The 17,484-nt window shown below is 35.7% G+C and carries 14 protein-coding genes and 1 tRNA gene; 14 read left to right on the top strand and 1 reads right to left on the bottom strand.

The features are described from left to right. Positions 1-7 precede the first annotated feature (7 nt). The 4 genes from nudB to ACYIAL_RS11150 all read left to right on the top strand — a co-directional run bounded on the left by nudB (position 8) and on the right by ACYIAL_RS11150 (position 3,653). A complete protein-coding gene (gene nudB, locus ACYIAL_RS11135; RefSeq protein ID WP_483747912.1) occupies positions 8-457 on the top strand; it encodes a dihydroneopterin triphosphate diphosphatase in 450 nt (149 codons plus the stop codon). Positions 458-471: 14 nt separating this feature from the next. Next, complete coding sequence (locus ACYIAL_RS11140; protein WP_483751711.1) at positions 472-888, top strand: hypothetical protein; 417 nt, start codon at positions 472-474, stop codon at positions 886-888. 89 nt (positions 889-977) lie between these two features. Continuing rightward, positions 978-2,441 (top strand): 4-hydroxy-3-polyprenylbenzoate decarboxylase, encoded by a 1,464-nt coding sequence (gene ubiD / locus ACYIAL_RS11145; RefSeq protein WP_483751712.1) that lies wholly within the window; start codon positions 978-980, stop codon positions 2,439-2,441. Positions 2,442-2,588: 147 nt separating this feature from the next. Continuing rightward, positions 2,589-3,653, top strand: a complete 1,065-nt coding sequence (locus ACYIAL_RS11150; protein ID WP_483751713.1) for an SEL1-like repeat protein — start codon at positions 2,589-2,591, stop codon at positions 3,651-3,653. Positions 3,654-4,215: 562 nt separating this feature from the next. On the opposite strand, the gene ppc is transcribed toward ACYIAL_RS11150, so the two are convergent. Further along, the gene (gene ppc / locus ACYIAL_RS11155) at positions 4,216-6,861 is read right to left on the bottom strand and encodes a phosphoenolpyruvate carboxylase (RefSeq protein ID WP_483751714.1); all 2,646 of its coding nucleotides are present in this window, start codon (positions 6,859-6,861) and stop codon (positions 4,216-4,218) included. Between the two features lie 351 nt (positions 6,862-7,212). Here ppc and ACYIAL_RS11160 point away from each other — a divergent pair, with 351 nt between their 5' ends. From ACYIAL_RS11160 to ACYIAL_RS11205, 10 genes are all read left to right on the top strand, one after another. Further along, positions 7,213-7,704, top strand: a complete 492-nt coding sequence (locus ACYIAL_RS11160) for an NADH-quinone oxidoreductase subunit J (RefSeq protein WP_160430667.1) — start codon at positions 7,213-7,215, stop codon at positions 7,702-7,704. 1 nt (position 7,705) lies between these two features. Next, entirely contained in the window at positions 7,706-8,008 is a 303-nt protein-coding gene (gene nuoK / locus ACYIAL_RS11165) for an NADH-quinone oxidoreductase subunit NuoK (protein ID WP_174796721.1), read from the top strand. Continuing rightward, positions 8,005-9,852 carry an NADH-quinone oxidoreductase subunit 5 family protein gene (locus ACYIAL_RS11170; protein WP_483751715.1) on the top strand — a complete coding sequence of 616 codons (1,848 nt, stop codon included), beginning with the start codon at positions 8,005-8,007 and terminating at the stop codon, positions 9,850-9,852. Before nuoK ends, ACYIAL_RS11170 begins: the two co-directional genes overlap by 4 nt. 17 nt (positions 9,853-9,869) lie before the next feature. Further along, the gene (locus ACYIAL_RS11175) at positions 9,870-11,414 is read left to right on the top strand and encodes a complex I subunit 4 family protein (protein WP_483751716.1); all 1,545 of its coding nucleotides are present in this window, start codon (positions 9,870-9,872) and stop codon (positions 11,412-11,414) included. A gap of 6 nt (positions 11,415-11,420) precedes the next feature. Continuing rightward, on the top strand, positions 11,421-13,163 hold the full coding sequence (locus ACYIAL_RS11180; RefSeq protein ID WP_483747907.1) for an NADH-quinone oxidoreductase subunit N: 1,743 nt from the start codon (positions 11,421-11,423) through the stop codon (positions 13,161-13,163). A gap of 184 nt (positions 13,164-13,347) precedes the next feature. Then, positions 13,348-13,677 carry a preprotein translocase subunit YajC gene (gene yajC, locus ACYIAL_RS11185; RefSeq protein ID WP_160430672.1) on the top strand — a complete coding sequence of 110 codons (330 nt, stop codon included), beginning with the start codon at positions 13,348-13,350 and terminating at the stop codon, positions 13,675-13,677. A 60-nt stretch (positions 13,678-13,737) separates the two neighbouring features. Beyond that, on the top strand, positions 13,738-15,594 hold the full coding sequence (gene secD / locus ACYIAL_RS11190) for a protein translocase subunit SecD (protein ID WP_174796717.1): 1,857 nt from the start codon (positions 13,738-13,740) through the stop codon (positions 15,592-15,594). A 15-nt stretch (positions 15,595-15,609) separates the two neighbouring features. Next, positions 15,610-16,605 (top strand): protein translocase subunit SecF, encoded by a 996-nt coding sequence (gene secF / locus ACYIAL_RS11195; RefSeq protein ID WP_174796752.1) that lies wholly within the window; start codon positions 15,610-15,612, stop codon positions 16,603-16,605. A gap of 126 nt (positions 16,606-16,731) precedes the next feature. Further along, a tRNA-Ala gene (locus ACYIAL_RS11200) sits at positions 16,732-16,807 on the top strand. A 183-nt stretch (positions 16,808-16,990) separates the two neighbouring features. Next, positions 16,991-17,374, top strand: a complete 384-nt coding sequence (locus ACYIAL_RS11205; protein WP_483751717.1) for an integrase arm-type DNA-binding domain-containing protein — start codon at positions 16,991-16,993, stop codon at positions 17,372-17,374. Positions 17,375-17,484: the final 110 nt, after the last annotated feature.

The raw sequence follows: 17,484 nt of genomic DNA on the forward strand, positions 1-17,484 counted from the left end.
ATATTTGATGCAAAAATTCAAAAATCCTGAATCTGTTCTAGTGGTGATTTTCTGCCAGACAACAAATCGCTGCCTTATGTTGCAGCGTAAGGATGATCCTTGTTTTTGGCAATCAGTTACAGGTAGCATGGATGCCAATGAATCGCCATTAGATACTGCGATTCGTGAAGTTTTTGAAGAAACAGGCATTGATATTATAGGGCAACATCTTGAGTTAATTGATGCAAAGCATACCGTTGAGTTTGAGATTTTTCCTCAATTTAGACATAGATATGCGCCAGAAGTTAAGATAAATAAAGAACATTGGTTTTATCTGCCTCTTCTTAATGAGGTAACACCTGTGCTTACTGAACATTTAGCTTATCAATGGCTAACGATTGATGAGGCTGCCAGTCTTACTTTATCGCCAAATAACAGTGAGGCTATTAGTAAAATTCATAGTTTGATTAAATCTTAATTAAGAGGTCGAAAATGAAATTGAGTCTATCTGCTCTTGTGTTTTCCTGTTTATGTTTTTTTGTACCAATCAGTCATGCTGAAATAAGTATAAAAAAGTGCCAACCCAATCAAAGTGATTATATTATTTTTGATGAATATGACGCTAAAATTGCTGAAAAGATCATTGATTATAAATTACATGACCAACCTGAAAAGCGTGAAAATAGTATTATTCAGATATTTGCTAATGAAAATAGTGATGATCGCAATGACTGGCTAGCCTCGTTCCGATTCGATGATGAATCTGAACAATATTTATTTTATCAAGTTGATCAGGATGAATTTATTGAAATTGACAAAAAACAGTTTGAAATCCTATTACCTAAAATTGTTGCGTGTAATCAAAATAAGCAAGTACCTATTTACAGTGAAAACTTTGATGCTGATTAATTCAATTGCATGATAGTTTTTCATCAAGGATTAAAAGACTTTTAGATTTGGTTAACTCAAGATGAGTCAGTAACAGGGAGTAATAATACATGCATTTTTCAAATTTTAGAGATTTTTTAGATTATCTTGAGCAGCAAGGCGAATTAAAACGAATTACTTTTCCTGTTAATCCTTATCTTGAAATGACCGAAATTGCTGATCGCGTATTACGCAGCGAAGGTCCTGCCTTATTATTTGAAAACCCGATTGGTCATGATATGCCTGTTTTATGTAATCTGTTTGGTACCGCCAAACGTGTTGCGATGGGTATGGGGCGTGAAGATACTTCAGCTTTGCGTGAAATCGGTGAGTTATTGGCATTTTTGCGTGAACCCGAACCACCCAAAGGCATACGGCAATTTTTTAATGTATTACCTAAATATAAACAAGTGCTTAATATGCCTGTCAAACATCGTTCATCAGCCCCCTGCCAAGAGGTGATTTTTAAGGATGATGAAGTGGATTTGACGCGTTTACCTATTATGCATTGCTGGCCCGATGATGTGGCACCGCTGTTATCTTGGGGACTGACTATTACTAAAGGTCCTTATAAAGATCGGCAAAATTTGGGTATTTATCGCTTGCAGCTTTTAGGTAAAAATAAATTAATTATGCGCTGGCTTTCACATCGTGGTGGGGCGCTTGATTTTGCCGAGTGGCAACAAGAAAATCCTAACCAAAAATTCCCTGTTAGCGTTGTGATTGGCGCCGATTCTGCAACCATTTTAGGCGCAGTGACCCCTGTGCCAGACACTTTATCCGAATATGCTTTTTCTGGGTTATTACGTGGTAGTCGAACCGAAGTGGTGAAATCGTTATCAAACGATTTAGACGTTCCAGCTAGTGCAGAAATTGTGCTTGAAGGTTATATCGATCCTAATGAATTAGCATCAGAAGGCCCGTATGGCGATCACACCGGTTATTATAATGAAGTTGAGCAATTTGCCGTATTTACCGTGACACATTTAACTCGTCGTAAAGATGCGATTTATCATTCAACCTATACTGGTAGGCCACCAGATGAACCAGCGGTAATGGGACTTGCATTGAATGAGGTCTTTATACCGATTTTACAAAAACAATTTCCTGAAATTGTCGATTTTTATTTACCTCCCGAAGGATGTTCATATCGTATTGCGATTGTGACAATTAAAAAACAATATCCAGGTCATGCTAAACGCGTCATGATGGGGGTTTGGTCTTATCTAAGGCAATTTATGTATACAAAATTTGTGATTGTCTGTGATGATGATATTAATGCCCGTGACTGGAAAGATGTTATGTGGGCTATTTCAACACGCATGGATCCGCAGCGTGATACCACTTTTATTGATAATACACCTATCGACTATTTAGATTTTGCCTCACCGGTTTCTGGATTGGGCTCTAAAATGGGGTTGGATGCGACCAATAAATGGCCGGGTGAAACTAATCGTGAATGGGGAAAAGTTATCAAGAAAGATCCTAAAGTTGTTGCTCGGATTGATGAAATTTGGGATGAACTTGGTTTATAGTTTAATATATTGTTTATTAAAGGGAAAATAAAGTGATTCAGCTTGAGAAAAAAATATAATTTCACACTGAATAGGTATTAAACAAACGCTATTCCCTTTGGCTACATTTATGTATAATTATTATTAATGTCACTATAATTAAAAAATATGAAAAAAAATCGAATTTTATTAGTACTATTATTATCTATTTCTTATGGTGCAATGGCTACAAATTATAGGACCCAATCTGACGATACGCAATTAAAGCTTAAGGAGTCAGAGTCACTGCTCCCGTCTTTACGCTTGTCTGCAGAAAAAGGAAATGCAGAAGCTCAGTACTCATTAGGTGGTATTTATAAACAAGGATTGGGTGTTGAAGCTAGTGATGTTCGTGCTTTTTTTTGGTATAAAAAAGCAGCAGAGCAAGGACTTGCCAAAGCACAAAATAATTTAGCATTTATGTATCAAAGCGGATTGGGAACCAATCGTGATTTAAACGAAGCAGTTAAATATTTTAAATTAGCATCTGATCAAAATTATGCATTGGCTAAATATAATTTAGCTTTAATGTATCAAGAAGGTGAGGGCGTAGAAAAAAACACATTAACGGCAATTGACTATTTTACACAAGCAGGTAATGAAGGTATTTATGATGCTTATTTAAATCTGGGTATGATCTATTTTTTTGGTGATGGCGTACCCGAAGATCGCATGACTGCAGCGGACTGGTTTAGCAAAGCTGCGAAAGATAATATTCCAGAAGCACAATATTATTTAGGACTAATGTCAGAAAATGGCGATGGTTTGACTCAAGATTATATGGCGGCCAGCTATTTTTATACACAAGCGGCAGAACGAGGGCATGTGCTAGCTATGTATAATTTAGCCATTATGTATGCAACAGGAACGGGAACGAAACCCGATAATACGCAAGCAGCCTATTGGTTTACTAAAGCTGCACAAGCCGGCAATGCTGATGCTCAATATAATATTGGCGTGATGTATGATGTAGGCGGTGGAGTTGCTAAAGACGAGAAAAAAGCCGTTGAATGGTACCTAAAAGCTGCAGAGCAAGGCAGCGTTGATGCTCAATATAATTTGGGCGTTAAATATCTAGAAGGTGAAAGTGTTGATAAAGATCAAGAGCGTGCTATCTATTGGTTTACTAAAGCTAGCGAGCAAGGGGATCAAGACGCTAAAGCTTATTTAGAACAGTTATTACCTAAAAAATAAAAAAGCATTGTGCTTTTTCAGATTGATGACAAACCTCGATATCATTCGAGGTTTATTGTTTATTGAGATGCTATCAAAAAGGTTTATAAATATGCTATCGTCTAACATACATTTTTGTTTATTATTGATAATAATGCACTGTGTTTGATTAGTCATAATGGCGATATTTTTGGATAGTTGTTTTATCAATTTATACCTGTCTGGTGGCAAAAATATCGGTGTTTTTTGGGCTATTATAAATACACTTCTTTTTGGTTTCCCTCTTGATATATCATCTATTATCAGAAATTGTTTTTTTTCTCATATTACATAAGTAAATGATTTTTATTAAAAAACAAAAATAAAAACTTCAATAAAATCAATTTTTTTTGACCGTTTTGTATCGTAAATAAGACCCTTGCTTGTTTGGCCGAAGGCATTTGTATTTGATATGGTTAGATTTAGAACATTTGAGTTTTTTCGGCATTGGGTAATAGCTTTGGCTATTTTATACATCAAGCAGATCAAAGAACTCGTTGAAAAGCGAGTTCTTTGTTAACAACAGAAAAAGCATTGATCTTTTTTATCCTGAGTTTCGCATACCAGCTGCAATTCCAGAAATAGTAATCATTAATCCTTGTTCTACTATGATATTCTCGTTATCGTTGTATTTTCGTGAACGACTTAATAACTCAGCCTGTAATAAATTTAATGGTTCAATATAAGTATTACGCAAAGCCACCGACTGTGCTATCCACGGTAAATCAGCCATTAAGCTAATATCATCAGTAATGGTTAGCACGGTATTGATATCTTGGGTTAACAAACTTCTTAACTCTTCGCCTAATGGCCATAAAGCAGGATCAACTAAACGTTGTTCATAATATTCGTGGATGTTTGGTGCCGCTTTGGCATAGACCATTTCAAGCATACCTAATCGGGAATTAAAAAAAGGCCAATTGTGATACATTTCTTTAAGAAGATTTTGTTTACCATCTGCAATTGCTGCTCTAAGTGCACTACCAGCACCAAGCCAAGACGGTACCATTAAACGGTTTTGTGTCCAAGCAAAAATCCATGGGATAGCACGTAAACTTTCAATACCACCGCCCGTACGGCGTTTTTGTGGTCTGGAACCAAGTGGTAATCTACCTAATTCAGCTTCTGGCGTTACTGCTCTAAAATAATCAACAAATTCAGCACGTTCTCGTACATAACTACGATAGCAATTGCATGAAAGTTCTGACATTTTATCCATTATATCGCGCCATGCTTGTTTGGGTGCTGGCGGTGGCAATAAGTTGGCTTGTAAAATTGCTGATGTATACAGCATTAAACTGCTGAGAGCCACTTCTGGCAAACCAAGTTTGAAACGAATCATTTCGCCTTGTTCTGTCACCCTAAGCCCGCCTTTTAATGATCCTGGAGGTTGCGAAAGTAGTGCGGCATGCGCTGGTGCTCCACCTCGACCTATTGAACCTCCTCGCCCGTGGAATAGCACTAAATTAGTATTATATTTTTTAAATAAGTTAACTAATTCTTCTTGAGATCGATATTGTGCCCAAGATGCTGCGAGTGTCCCTGCATCCTTAGCCGAGTCAGAGTAGCCTATCATCACCATCTGCTTACCTTGAATTTTATTGCGATACCAAGGAATATCCAACAGTTTTTGCATCACCGATTTTGCGTTATTTAAGTCTTCTAATGTTTCAAATAACGGTGCAACTGGAATATATTTTTGGCAATCAACAATTTTCAATAATAAGTAAACGGCTAATATATCAGAAGGGGCTTTAGCCATTGATATTACGTAAGAGGCAATCGATTCTTCGCCAGCTTTTTTTATTACACGACAAGTATCTAATACTTCTTGGACCATTTGATCTGGTTGCCAGTTATAAGGTAATAATGGTCGATTAGATTGTAACTCTGTTAATAAAAATGCTTGTCTTTCTTTCTCTGACCATTTTGCATAGCTACCTAAATTAAGTTCTGTAGTTAATGCGTCAAGCGCCTCGGTGTGTACAGAGCTGTCTTGGCGAATATCTAATCTGACTAATTGTAAACCAAAACTTTTTATGCGTCGTAAAGTATCAAGTAATGGACCATGGGCTATGGTTGACATGCCATTATCAATTAATGACTCATAACAGGTATAAAGCGGTATCCATAATTGTTCATTTTTAATTAAAATATCACTAGGTGGTAATACTCGTTCATTATTCAGCAAAGCTTCAATATAATTATGAGTGTTAATTAAACGTGTTCGTAACTGTTTCATTACAGCTCGATAGGGCTCGGAAACGGTTTTGTTTTTTTCATCTAACAGATCAATAACTGAATCACTACATTCCGTCATTGAAAGTTCACGAACAAGTATTTGAATATCGGCTAAAAATAACTCAATGGCTTTTAATCTAGCTTGTAGCATGACCTTTTCGGTCACTTTTGCTGTCACATTTGGATTACCATCACGATCTCCGCCCATCCATGAGGTGAATTTAATAGGCACATGATCAACTGGTAATTGCTCATCAAAAGCATCTACTAACTGGTCATTAAGCTCACGCAAAAATAGAGGCACTCCTTCCCATAAGCTATCTTCAATGACCGAAAAACCCCATTTTGCTTCATCAATGGGGGTAGGGCGTTTTTTGCGGATTTCATCGGTATACCATGCCTGACAAACTAACTGTTTTAAGCGGCGCATAATTCGTTCTATTTCATAGTCGGCTAAATCATCATGATCCAGTTGAGATAAACAGTTATTAATAGCCGTATAAGTATTTATCATGGTTCGGCGATTAATTTCGGTCGGGTGTGCAGTTAGCACCAATTCAATCGATAACTCATTAATCGCTTCTATAATAGTTTGAGTTGAAAAATTAAGATTTTTAAGTGTACTAAATAATTCAGTCATTTTTTTGGGGCTACTAGATGCTTCTCCATGGGGAGAAATACCATAATATTCAGCAGCCGTATTGACTAAATTTAAAAACTGATTAAATGCGCGTGCAACATGTAATAAATCATCATCATTAAGGTTTTCAATTAGTTTGAGTAGCTCATTATGTGCTTGGGTGTTTCCTTGTTGAGCTGATTTTGATAACTTTCTTATTTTTTCAACTAAATCAAAGGTTTCATTGCCAGTGGCGCGTTTTATCGCATTGCCCAGTAAAGTGCCTAACATATTGACATTACTTCGCATTGAGGAATATTTATGATTCATGATTTTCTCGTCTTCGATTTTATTATGCCTAAGCATCTTTAAGCTGCATGACCCAAATGATAAATTAATGGGATAGGTATAATTATTGGTTAATGTGCGTAAGTTATATACTTTATAACAATGTTGCTTTGAATTTAAATAATAAAATTTTATGGTTTTTATTTTTTTTAGTTGTTTTAATTATATTTACTATGAAAAAATCAAGAAATAATAATATTCTCTTAATCGTGAAATGTTCAAGACAATACAGCTTAACGAGTTTAATTTTCGATGAACACTGTGTTTGTAAACTGTATCTTAATATCATTTGGGTATATACTAAAGCATTATCAATACATATTGGATTATTTAATGATCGCTGTTTTTTATATTGCGTCGATTATTGCTGTTTTTGCCAGTGTAAAAGTGATTAGTAGTTTACGGATTGATAAAGCAATCTTATACCTTGGTATTTCACTTTTTGCATCGGCCTTGATATTTATTCTGCTTGCAACGTATTTTTCTACTTTTTTATACATCCTATTATTTATTGGTGGCTCGGTGACACTTTTTTTACTTGTCGCATCCGTTCTGAAAATTAGCGTTGATAATGTAGAAAACAATAAACGGGGTATCAGCCCTAAAATTTGGTTAGGGCCACTAATTTTAGCTTTTATTTTACTTGTGGCTCTTATTTATGGCGTAGTAAATGCTAACTATTCAGAACTGAAAGAGTCTCATGAATTAATGCATGAAATGTCTGTATATGCTTACATTTTAATGGCTGAACTAGCGATATTTTTATTATTGGGTGCAGCAGTGATTGCTTACCATTTTATGCATCGGCTTATGTCGGAGAAATAATATGATTCCACTTATGCACAGCCTTATTTTGGCTTCTATTTTATTTGTGATTGGACTACTAGGAATAATGATTCGGCGTCATCTCTATTTTTTATTACTCAGTCTGATTATTATGAACAATGGGGCGATAGTTGCATTATTTGCGGCAAGTAGCTATTGGCAACAATCCGATGGACAAGTACTGGCAATATTAGCGGTAATAACAACCTTAGCAGAGGTTTGCGTTGGTCTTGCATTAATGATGAAACTATTCTACCGTCGAAAAATCTTTAATATTGACTCATTGAGTGAAATGAAAGGATGAATTTACTTTATTTAACTATTATTGTTCCCTTGCTCTCTTTTTTAATATTGGTTTTGCTAGGGAGACATATTCGAACAATTAATGTGATGATTATAGGCATTACTACGATGCTGATCATTGTATTAATTACTCTATTTTCTTATATTGATTTTAGTTCAAACACGGTACCTGACATGGCCTTAGTTTATTCTAGACCATTGTGGAAATGGTTTTCTGTGGGTGAATTTTCGGTGCCGATTGCTTTAATATTGGATGGTTTATCACTAACATTTTTAGTTTTAATATCATTCTTTGGTTTTTTGATTTACTTTTTTGCGGCTTGCTATTTAACGTCAAGAAAGGATATTTATACTTTTTATGCTTATAGTAATTTATTAATTGCCAGTATATTAACCATCATATTAGTTGATAATCTATTTGTTATGTTAATTGGCTGGGAAGGCGTGAGTCTAAGTACTTACTTACTTATCGGTATCTACTATAAACAGGCTCGAAATGGTTATGCTGCTGCAAAAGCCTTTATCATTATGCATTTAACTGATATCTTTCTAATTATTGGCATATTTTTATTGTATCAAACATTAGAAACATTAAATATTCATGATGTATTGGCGCAAGCACATGATAACTTGGCCGTTGACTCAGACATCATATTTTGGATAACTTTAATGTTGTTTCTTGGTGCAATGAGTAAGTCTGCACTATTTCCTATGCATTCATGGTTTGCCGAAACAACATTAGCACCAATGCCTGCGGTAGCTTTGTTACAATCTTCAACAGTGATTTTAGCTGGAGTATATTTAGTTTTAAGACTTAGTAATTTGTTTATGATGTCGAGCGATGTCCTTGCTATTATATCGATAATATCATCATTAACCATATTGTTTGCTAGCACGATCGCCTTAGTGCAGTATGATATTAAACGAATTATCACCTATATCAATTTAGCGCAAATTAGCTATCTATTTTATGCCTTTTCAACCAAGAGTTGGAGCTTGTCTCTTAATTGCTTAATTAATTATTCCATAACAAGCGCATTGCTGATTTTAGCTTCATCAATTTTAATCAAAAAATGTCAGGGCGAACGTGATATAAGCAAAATTGGTGGTTTAATTAAATCGTTTCCAATGTTATATGCGGTCTTTTTGTTAATTATGCTGTCACTGAGTGCTATGCCTTGGATTTCGTCATCATTTTATATCAAGGGGGATATTATATTGGGCTTAATGGCTCAAGATAAATTGATATCCGGAACCATTGGTTTACTCGGTATTTTACTTTCCAGCTTAGGTATTTGGCGTTTAATTTCCATGGTATTTTATCACAAATCCAAAAAGCATGATTTTGCAGAAACTAAATGGATAAGTTTTTGCCCAATTTTTATATTATCGATATTTAGCACAGCATTGTTTATCTATTTTCCATTACCAATTCGCGGCATCATTTCAATCGCTGAGTTAGATACCAATGGGCAGTTACCCTTTCAGCTATTGTTGGCGGCGGTGACAGGATTAAGTTTTCTTATTGCCTATATTTTATATGTACGCCCAAATAGTGAAGTACACGAGATTATAAATACGCCAATGGTAAAATACTTTTTACGCTTATGTAATAGTGATTGGCATTATGATTATTTGTTGAACACACTATTTGTTAAACCTTATGTCTATTTGACCCATTTGTTAAAAAAAGACCCTTTAGCATTATGGGATGATTGGATAATGAGAGGAATCAAAAAAGTAAACTCGTTCATCGTTGATCTCGAAAATGGGCAAATTCGGTGGTATATGGTCTCGATGGTTATAGGTAGCATTATCATATTAATGTTACTGATTTTTATTTAATAAAGGTGTAATCATTCATGTTATTATGGCTTGTTTTTTTACCTGTAATAGGCGGATTTATTGGTTGGTTATGCCATGTATGTTTACAAAGGGGCGTTGTTTCCGTCGATGTACAAATGCGCTGGTCAAAACTACCAATAATTGTAGCGTTTATCACAATTTGCATTACATTATTGATGGCGATAGTATTTTGGATAGATGCCATAAATGTGTTGAATCAAGGGACAAATTGGGTACAGGAAGTGAACCTAGACTGGATCCCTTTGTTAGGTATTCATTTTCATCTTGTTTTAGATGGTCTATCAATGGTTGTTATCACCTCAACACTATTTATTGTGTTATTGACAATTGTTTATTCTAGTAAAGAAAGCCTAAACAATCTTGGTCTATTTTACTTATGTCTGTTATTTATGACATCAGCCATTATGATGTTATTTGTCATCACTGACTTATTTTTAATGTTCTTCTTTTGGGAAGCGGTCGCAATACCTATCTATTTTTTAATTTCACTATGGGGACGACGAGATTCAAGCTCACAATTACGTTTTAACGGTGCCAGCAAATTTTTGATTTATACCCAATTGAGTAGTTTACTTATGTTAATCTCAATTGTGTCATTAGCCTTAACTAACTGGAACTTAACAGGGCATTGGACGTTTGATTATCAGGTATTAACAAAAACGCCAATTTCAAGTGATACTGAATTTTTACTCATGCTAGGATTTTTAGCGGCTTTTATTGTGCGTATTCCTTTTGTTCCTTTTCATAGCTGGTTTATTGAAGCCAATATCGAATCTTCAACAACAGGCTCAATGATGATCAGTGGTTTATTACTCAATACAGCTGCATTTGGTTTACTGCGTTTTGTTATACCACTATTTCCTAATGCTTCCATCATGATTATGCCAATTATGTTGGTTCTTGCTTTGCTTACAATTATTTATGCTGCGTTAGTTGCATTTAATCAAACAGATATAAAAAAACTCATTGCTTATATTCATATCGCATTAATGGGATTTGTGACGGCAATTATTTATAGTGGTTCTGTTATTGCTTATCAAGGCGTGGTTATTCAAATGATAGCCATCAATTTAGCAATAGTTGGCATGTTTATCATTAGTGGATTGTTAGTTGAATGCTATTCAACACGAAATATAAGTCAATTTGTTGGGCTTAAAGAGCGGGTGCCTTATCTATCTTCGTTTACCCTGTATTTTATATTAGCGGTATTAGGTATTCCAGGTACTGCTAATTTTGTTGGTAATTATATGATGTTACTTGGTAGTTATAACACTTTTTCATTTTATACAATTTTGTTAGTCATTGGTTTATTATTACTGTCGATATCATTTATTGTACGTATGCAGCCAATTTTTTATGGCGTTATTGATAAAGGTGTTGCCACAAAACATCTACTCAGCAAGAAAGATCTTCTATTATTATCGAGCATCTTAATTGTCCTTATTTTTATTGGTTTGTATCCTCAAGTGGTTTTAGATATGTCTTATTCTGTCGTGAATCAAACACAACAATACATAGCCACAGAGCGAGTGGGAGAGTAATAATCTATGATAGCTTTATCGCCAATTTTTGTATTAAGCTTTTCGATCATTGTTTTGTTATTTTCACTATTTGTTTTTAAAATAAGCACCAGAGGTTGCACTATTTTAACGGTATGTGGATTAGTTTGTGCGTTGATCTGTTCTGCAGTGGTTGGCTATAAAATTTCACTTAGTACTCAGACTATTACTGATATCAGCAGTGACAATATGCAAATATCGGTATCAGTTTCTGAGCCAACTAAAGAACTAAATACAGCAAGTGAAGAAACAATCGCAATTGATACTGTACCTAATGACGCTATAGGCTCATCAAGTGGAAGTGAAGATACAAGTATTGATAGTAATATCGATAACAGTAAGATTGATAATACAGCGACAGATATCGATACTCATACTAATATTGATGATAATTCAAAGATTGATGGTAGTCCAAAGGATGAATGGAAAGCGCGCCATATTACCGCACTTTTTACCTGTGATGGCTATGGCTTACTTTATACCAGTTTGATTTTAATGATATCCATTGCAGTTGCATGTTTTGCTTATCGCTGGTTTAAACAAGAGCAGATTCAGCACGGATTATTTTATTTGATTTTGCTCTTTATGGCATTAGGTGGTGTAACACTAGTATACGCTAGCCATTTAATCGCCCTTTTTATTGGGATTGAACTATTATCTATTCCATTTGTAGGACTAATTGGTTATCAATATACACAAACTCATTCATTAGAAGCCGCAGTTAAATACATGATTTTATCTGCTGTTGCCAGTGTATTTCTATTGATGGGCATTGCCTTTTATTATGCAACTACTGGAGAGCTCACTTTTAGTGGTTTAAGTTATCAACTCTCAACGATGCCTTACCTAAGCACATTATTACTGATGGGTGTTTGTTTAATGTTGGTTGGTATTGGTTTTAAATTATCACTAGTACCATTTCAACTTTGGTTGCCGGATGTTTATCAAGGCGCGCCAACGATTGTCGCCTTATTATTATCAACAGTTGGAAAAGTTGCGATTTTCTGTGCCATCGCAAGGCTATTCCTATTGGCACCGATCGTTAATAATGAAACTATTCGTATTATTTTAGTGATTATGGCTTTTTGTTCTATTTTGTGGGGTAATTTATTGGCGTTAAAGCAAAGTAGCTTAAAGCGATTACTTGCCTATTCATCAATAGCGCATTTCGGCTATTTATTTACGGCTTTAATTGCTGTCCAATATCAAGTACTTGCATTAGAAACCATTGGCGTTTACTTAATTGGGTATATTTTAGCTAATATCTGTATATTAGGTGCGATCAGTTTAGATTCGCATTCTAACGAACTGCAAGATCATGAAAACGAAATTGATCTTTCAGGACTATTTTGGCGCAGACCAATTCTTGCATTAGCAATGGGCATTGGGTTTTTATCTTTAGCAGGGACACCACTAACTGCGGGTTTCGTTGGGCGATTTTTACTGGTGTTATTAGGCGTAACTGCGGAATTATGGTGGTTAGTTGCCGCTGTAGTTATTGGTAGTGCATTGGGGCTTTACTTTTATGCTCGTTTAATTATCAATCTTTATATTAGGCCGCCTTGTCGTGATGGACAAATGTTAAGTGGAGCTTCGATTAAATTAAAATGGCAGGATATTAGAATAAGCGAGTTAATCATCGTATTATGTGCCTTATTGACACTGCTTTGTGGAATTTACCCTAAATGGTTATTTAACTTAGTTAGCATGGCGCAATATTTAACTACGTAATTAACGTTTACCCGCCATCATCGCTTGATTGGCGGAGTATATTAACCAAAGTAGCTTAAAACACTTTTTATACTAAAACGCATACTTTTCTGAAACTTTTTGACAAGAAATAGTTAATAACAGATTTATTTATTGTGTTATAATTCCGACCTTTAAAAATTTAGTTTGAAACAAGAGGACCAGTATGGATTTTTTAATCTCTAATGCCTATGCAGCCGATGGTAGCCAACCAGGTGGCGACTATTTTATGCCAATTATGTTAGTTGTGTTTGGTTTATTTTTCTATTTTATGATTATGCGCCCACAGCAAAAACGTGCTAAAGCACATCGTGATTTAATGGCATCAATTTCAAAAGGTGATGAAGTGTTAACCAATGGCGGGCTTATAGGTCGTGTAGCAAAAGTTAACGAAAATGGTTACATCGCGCTAGAATTAAACGATACGACTGAAGTTGTGATCAAGCGTGACTTTATTACATCAGTTTTACCAAAAGGAACAATGAAATCACTATAATAGGCTGTTATCTATTATCGTTCATTGTATTAATTACCTAATCCCACAAGAGAATATGTCGTGTTAAACCGCTATCCTTTGTGGAAGTACATTATGTTGGTCGTTGTTATTTGCCTCGGCCTTCTTTATGCACTTCCAAATATTTATGGTGAAGATCCCGCTATACAAATTTCAGGTTCAAAGACTGCTGAAATTGATGTTGCTATGCAAGATAAGGTCAAAAAACTTTTGGCCGATAATCATATCGAACCGAAATCATTGGTTTATGAAAATAAATCAATTTTAATTCGTGTTGGCGATAACGATACCCAGCTTAAAGCGAAAGAACTTATATCTGAAGCATTGGGTGAAGAGTATACTGTTGCATTAAATTTAGCGCCAGCAACGCCTGCATGGCTTACTGTGTTAGGTGCAGAACCGATGAAACTGGGTCTTGATTTGCGTGGTGGCGTTCACTTCTTAATGGAAGTCGATATGACCACAGCACTAAGTAAACTCACTGAACAATCTATCGAAAACATCAAAGCTGAATTTACTAATAGCAAGTTAAATTATAAAACGATAAGTAAAGATAGTAATCAGCAAATTGTAATGCAATTTGATAATACTGAAGATCGCAATAAAGCCATTACTAAGATCAATGGAATACAAGATTACAAAGTGATCTCTCAACGCGACAACAGTGTTGTCATCAATGTCAGTGAACAACGTTTACAACAAGCGAAAAATGATGCTGTACAACAAAACACTACCATTCTACGTAATCGTGTTAACCAACTCGGTGTTGCTGAACCAATTGTTCAACGTCAAGGGGCAGATCGCATTGTTGTTGAATTACCCGGCATACAAGACACCGCATTAGCCAAGCGTATTTTGGGAGCAACGGCAACATTAGAATTTAGACAAGTTAACGAAGAGAGTACACCTAATTTGCCTGCTATTCTAAATGGTGATATGCGCATTCCTTATGGTTCCGAAATTAAGTATATGGAAAGTGGTCGTCCTGTACTACTGTATAAACGTATTGTATTAACAGGGGATCATATTACCGATTCTTCATATCGGGTTAATCAATATGGCCAACCCGAAGTAGCTATTACACTTGATGGTTCAGGCGGTAAAAGAATGTTTGATTTTACCCAAAAAAATCTTCATAAAGCGATGGCAACTTTATTTGTTGAATACAAAGACACCGGTAAGCGTGATGAAAACGACAAACCAATACTTGAAAAGCAAGAACGTGTTATTAACGTAGCGACTATTCAGGGTATTTTTAGTGATCGTTTTCAAGTAACCGGTATTGGTAATATTGATGAAGCTAAAAATTTATCACTATTATTACGAGCAGGGGCATTAATTGCACCTATTCAAATTATTGAGGAGCGAACAGTAGGGCCATCAATGGGGCAAGAAAATATCACCCAAGGTCTAGAATCTTGCGCATGGGGGTTAGCGATTTCTGTTATCTTTATGCTAGTGATGTATCGTCTATTTGGCGTGTTTGCTAGCCTTGCATTAGTTGCAAACTTAATTTTAATTGTTGGTGCAATGTCTTTACTTCCTGGGGCAACGCTAAGCATGCCAGGTATCGCAGGTATAGTATTAACTGTGGGTATGGCTGTTGATGCCAATGTACTGATTAATGAACGAATAAAAGAAGAGCTTAGTAATGGACGTGGCGTTCAGCATGCAATTAACGAAGGGTACGCAGGCGCTTGGAGCAGTATTTTTGATGCCAACCTGACCACTTTAATTACTGCTGTTATTCTTTATGCAGTTGGTACAGGATCAATTAAAGGTTTTGCCATTACATTAGGCATCGGTATTGTAACATCGATGTTTACATCGATTGTCGGTACTCGTGCATTAGCCAATCTTATTTATGGCGGTCGTCGCGTTAATAAGTTATCAATTTAGAGGTTTATTGTGAGTATTACTAAACAACAAAATCATGATGTTAGAGAATTAAATCATGGCCGCAGAGTCCTCGACTTTTTAAAATTTGGCTTTATTGCTTTTGTTATTTCAATGTTATTAGTTGTTGCATCGTTTGTGGTTGTTTTTGTTAAAGGATTTAATCTAGGACAAGATTTCACTGGCGGTACAACAGTCGAGCTCACCGTAACAAAAGCCGTTAACCTTGATGACCTTCGTAACAGCTTACGCAATGCTGGCTATCACGAACCGATAGTACAATATTACGGAAGTAGTAAAGATATCATCATTAGATTACCTTCGGCCAAGCAAGAAGATGATAGTGCCTCATCCGCTATTGATAATGCACTAGGCACAAAAATTTCTAATTTAATCCATAAAGATATTGATGCAGAAGCTCAAATTAAACGGATTGAATTTGTTGGTCCAACTGTTGGTTCTGAACTTGCACAAGATGGTGTTTTGGCAATCTGTGCCGCATTAGTGTGTATTTTAATCTATATTGCCTTTCGTTTTGAGTGGCGATTCGGTACAGGTGCCGTTGTGGCTTTAGCGCATGATGTTATCATCACCGCAGGTTATTTATCGCTATTTGAACGAGAACTTGATTTAACAATCATTGCTGCGATGTTATCGATTATTGGTTATTCTCTTAACGATACCATTGTTGTTTTCGACCGAATTCGCGAGAATTTTAGAAAGATTCGCCGAGCAGAACCTTACGATGTTATTAATATCTCGTTAACACAGACATTGCATCGTACTTTAATGACATCAGGCACAACTCTTGCAGTGGTCGTTATTCTGTATATCTTTGGCGGTTCAATGTTAAAAGGCTTCTCTGAAACATTAGGCGTTGGTATTGTGCTTGGTACAATCTCATCAATTTATGTGGCTGCGTATATGTCACTTAAATTGGGCGTAAAACGTGAACACTTTATGCCACCTAAAATTGAAGCAGAAGGTGCAGATCAACCTTCAATATTGCGTTAATTATGTAAACTCTGCCATCAATGGGCAGAGTTTTATTTGGCTGTTTTTCAAACAAATAATATCAAATCGATTGACACTTATTATTTAGTTGCATATTATTAGCCACAGTTTTATCCCTTTCTATTTGGGGCCATAGCTCAGCTGGGAGAGCGCAACGCTGGCAGCGTTGAGGTCAGGGGTTCGATCCCCCTTGGCTCCACCAATTCAATAATCAGTAACATTCTTTTAAACCCTACAAAGCACACCAAAACCAGTAATAACAAGCCTTAAAGTCTATTTTATTGCCCATTAAGTATCAGTAAGGTACATTTACAACCATAATTTTTAGGTATATGCTTAGGTATACAGACGCAATATACTTATATATCGTATACCTAAAATAATTATGGCAAGGAAAACACATCCATTAACAGACACCCAAATAAAAGCAGCCAAACCAAGAGATAAAGATTACTCTTTATTTGATGGCGGTGGTATGTATCTCTTAGTTAAATCGAATAATTCTAAAATCTGGCGTTTTAAGTATACGCGTCCATATATCAAAAAGGGCGCATTAATTAGCTTCGGTAGTTATCCTGAGGTTTCACTACAGCAAGCGCGAAAACAACGAGATGAAGCGCGAGAATTAATAAAGCAAGGTGTAGATCCTCAAGAGCACAAAGCAGAACAAGAACAACGTAAGCATGACGAAATTACTAGCACCTTTAAAAAGGTAGCCGCTGATTGGTTTAAAGTTAAAAGTGGCAAAGGACTGGATCGGCTACACTAATTAGTACCAGTTTTATAAGGTCATTGTTATGATAAACTAAAAATAAGAGAAGGTAACAACAATGGCAATCGATTCATCACGAAGAGCAAAACGTAGCTTTACTAACGAGT

The sequence above is a fragment of the Gilliamella sp. X-57 genome, assembly GCF_057063565.1.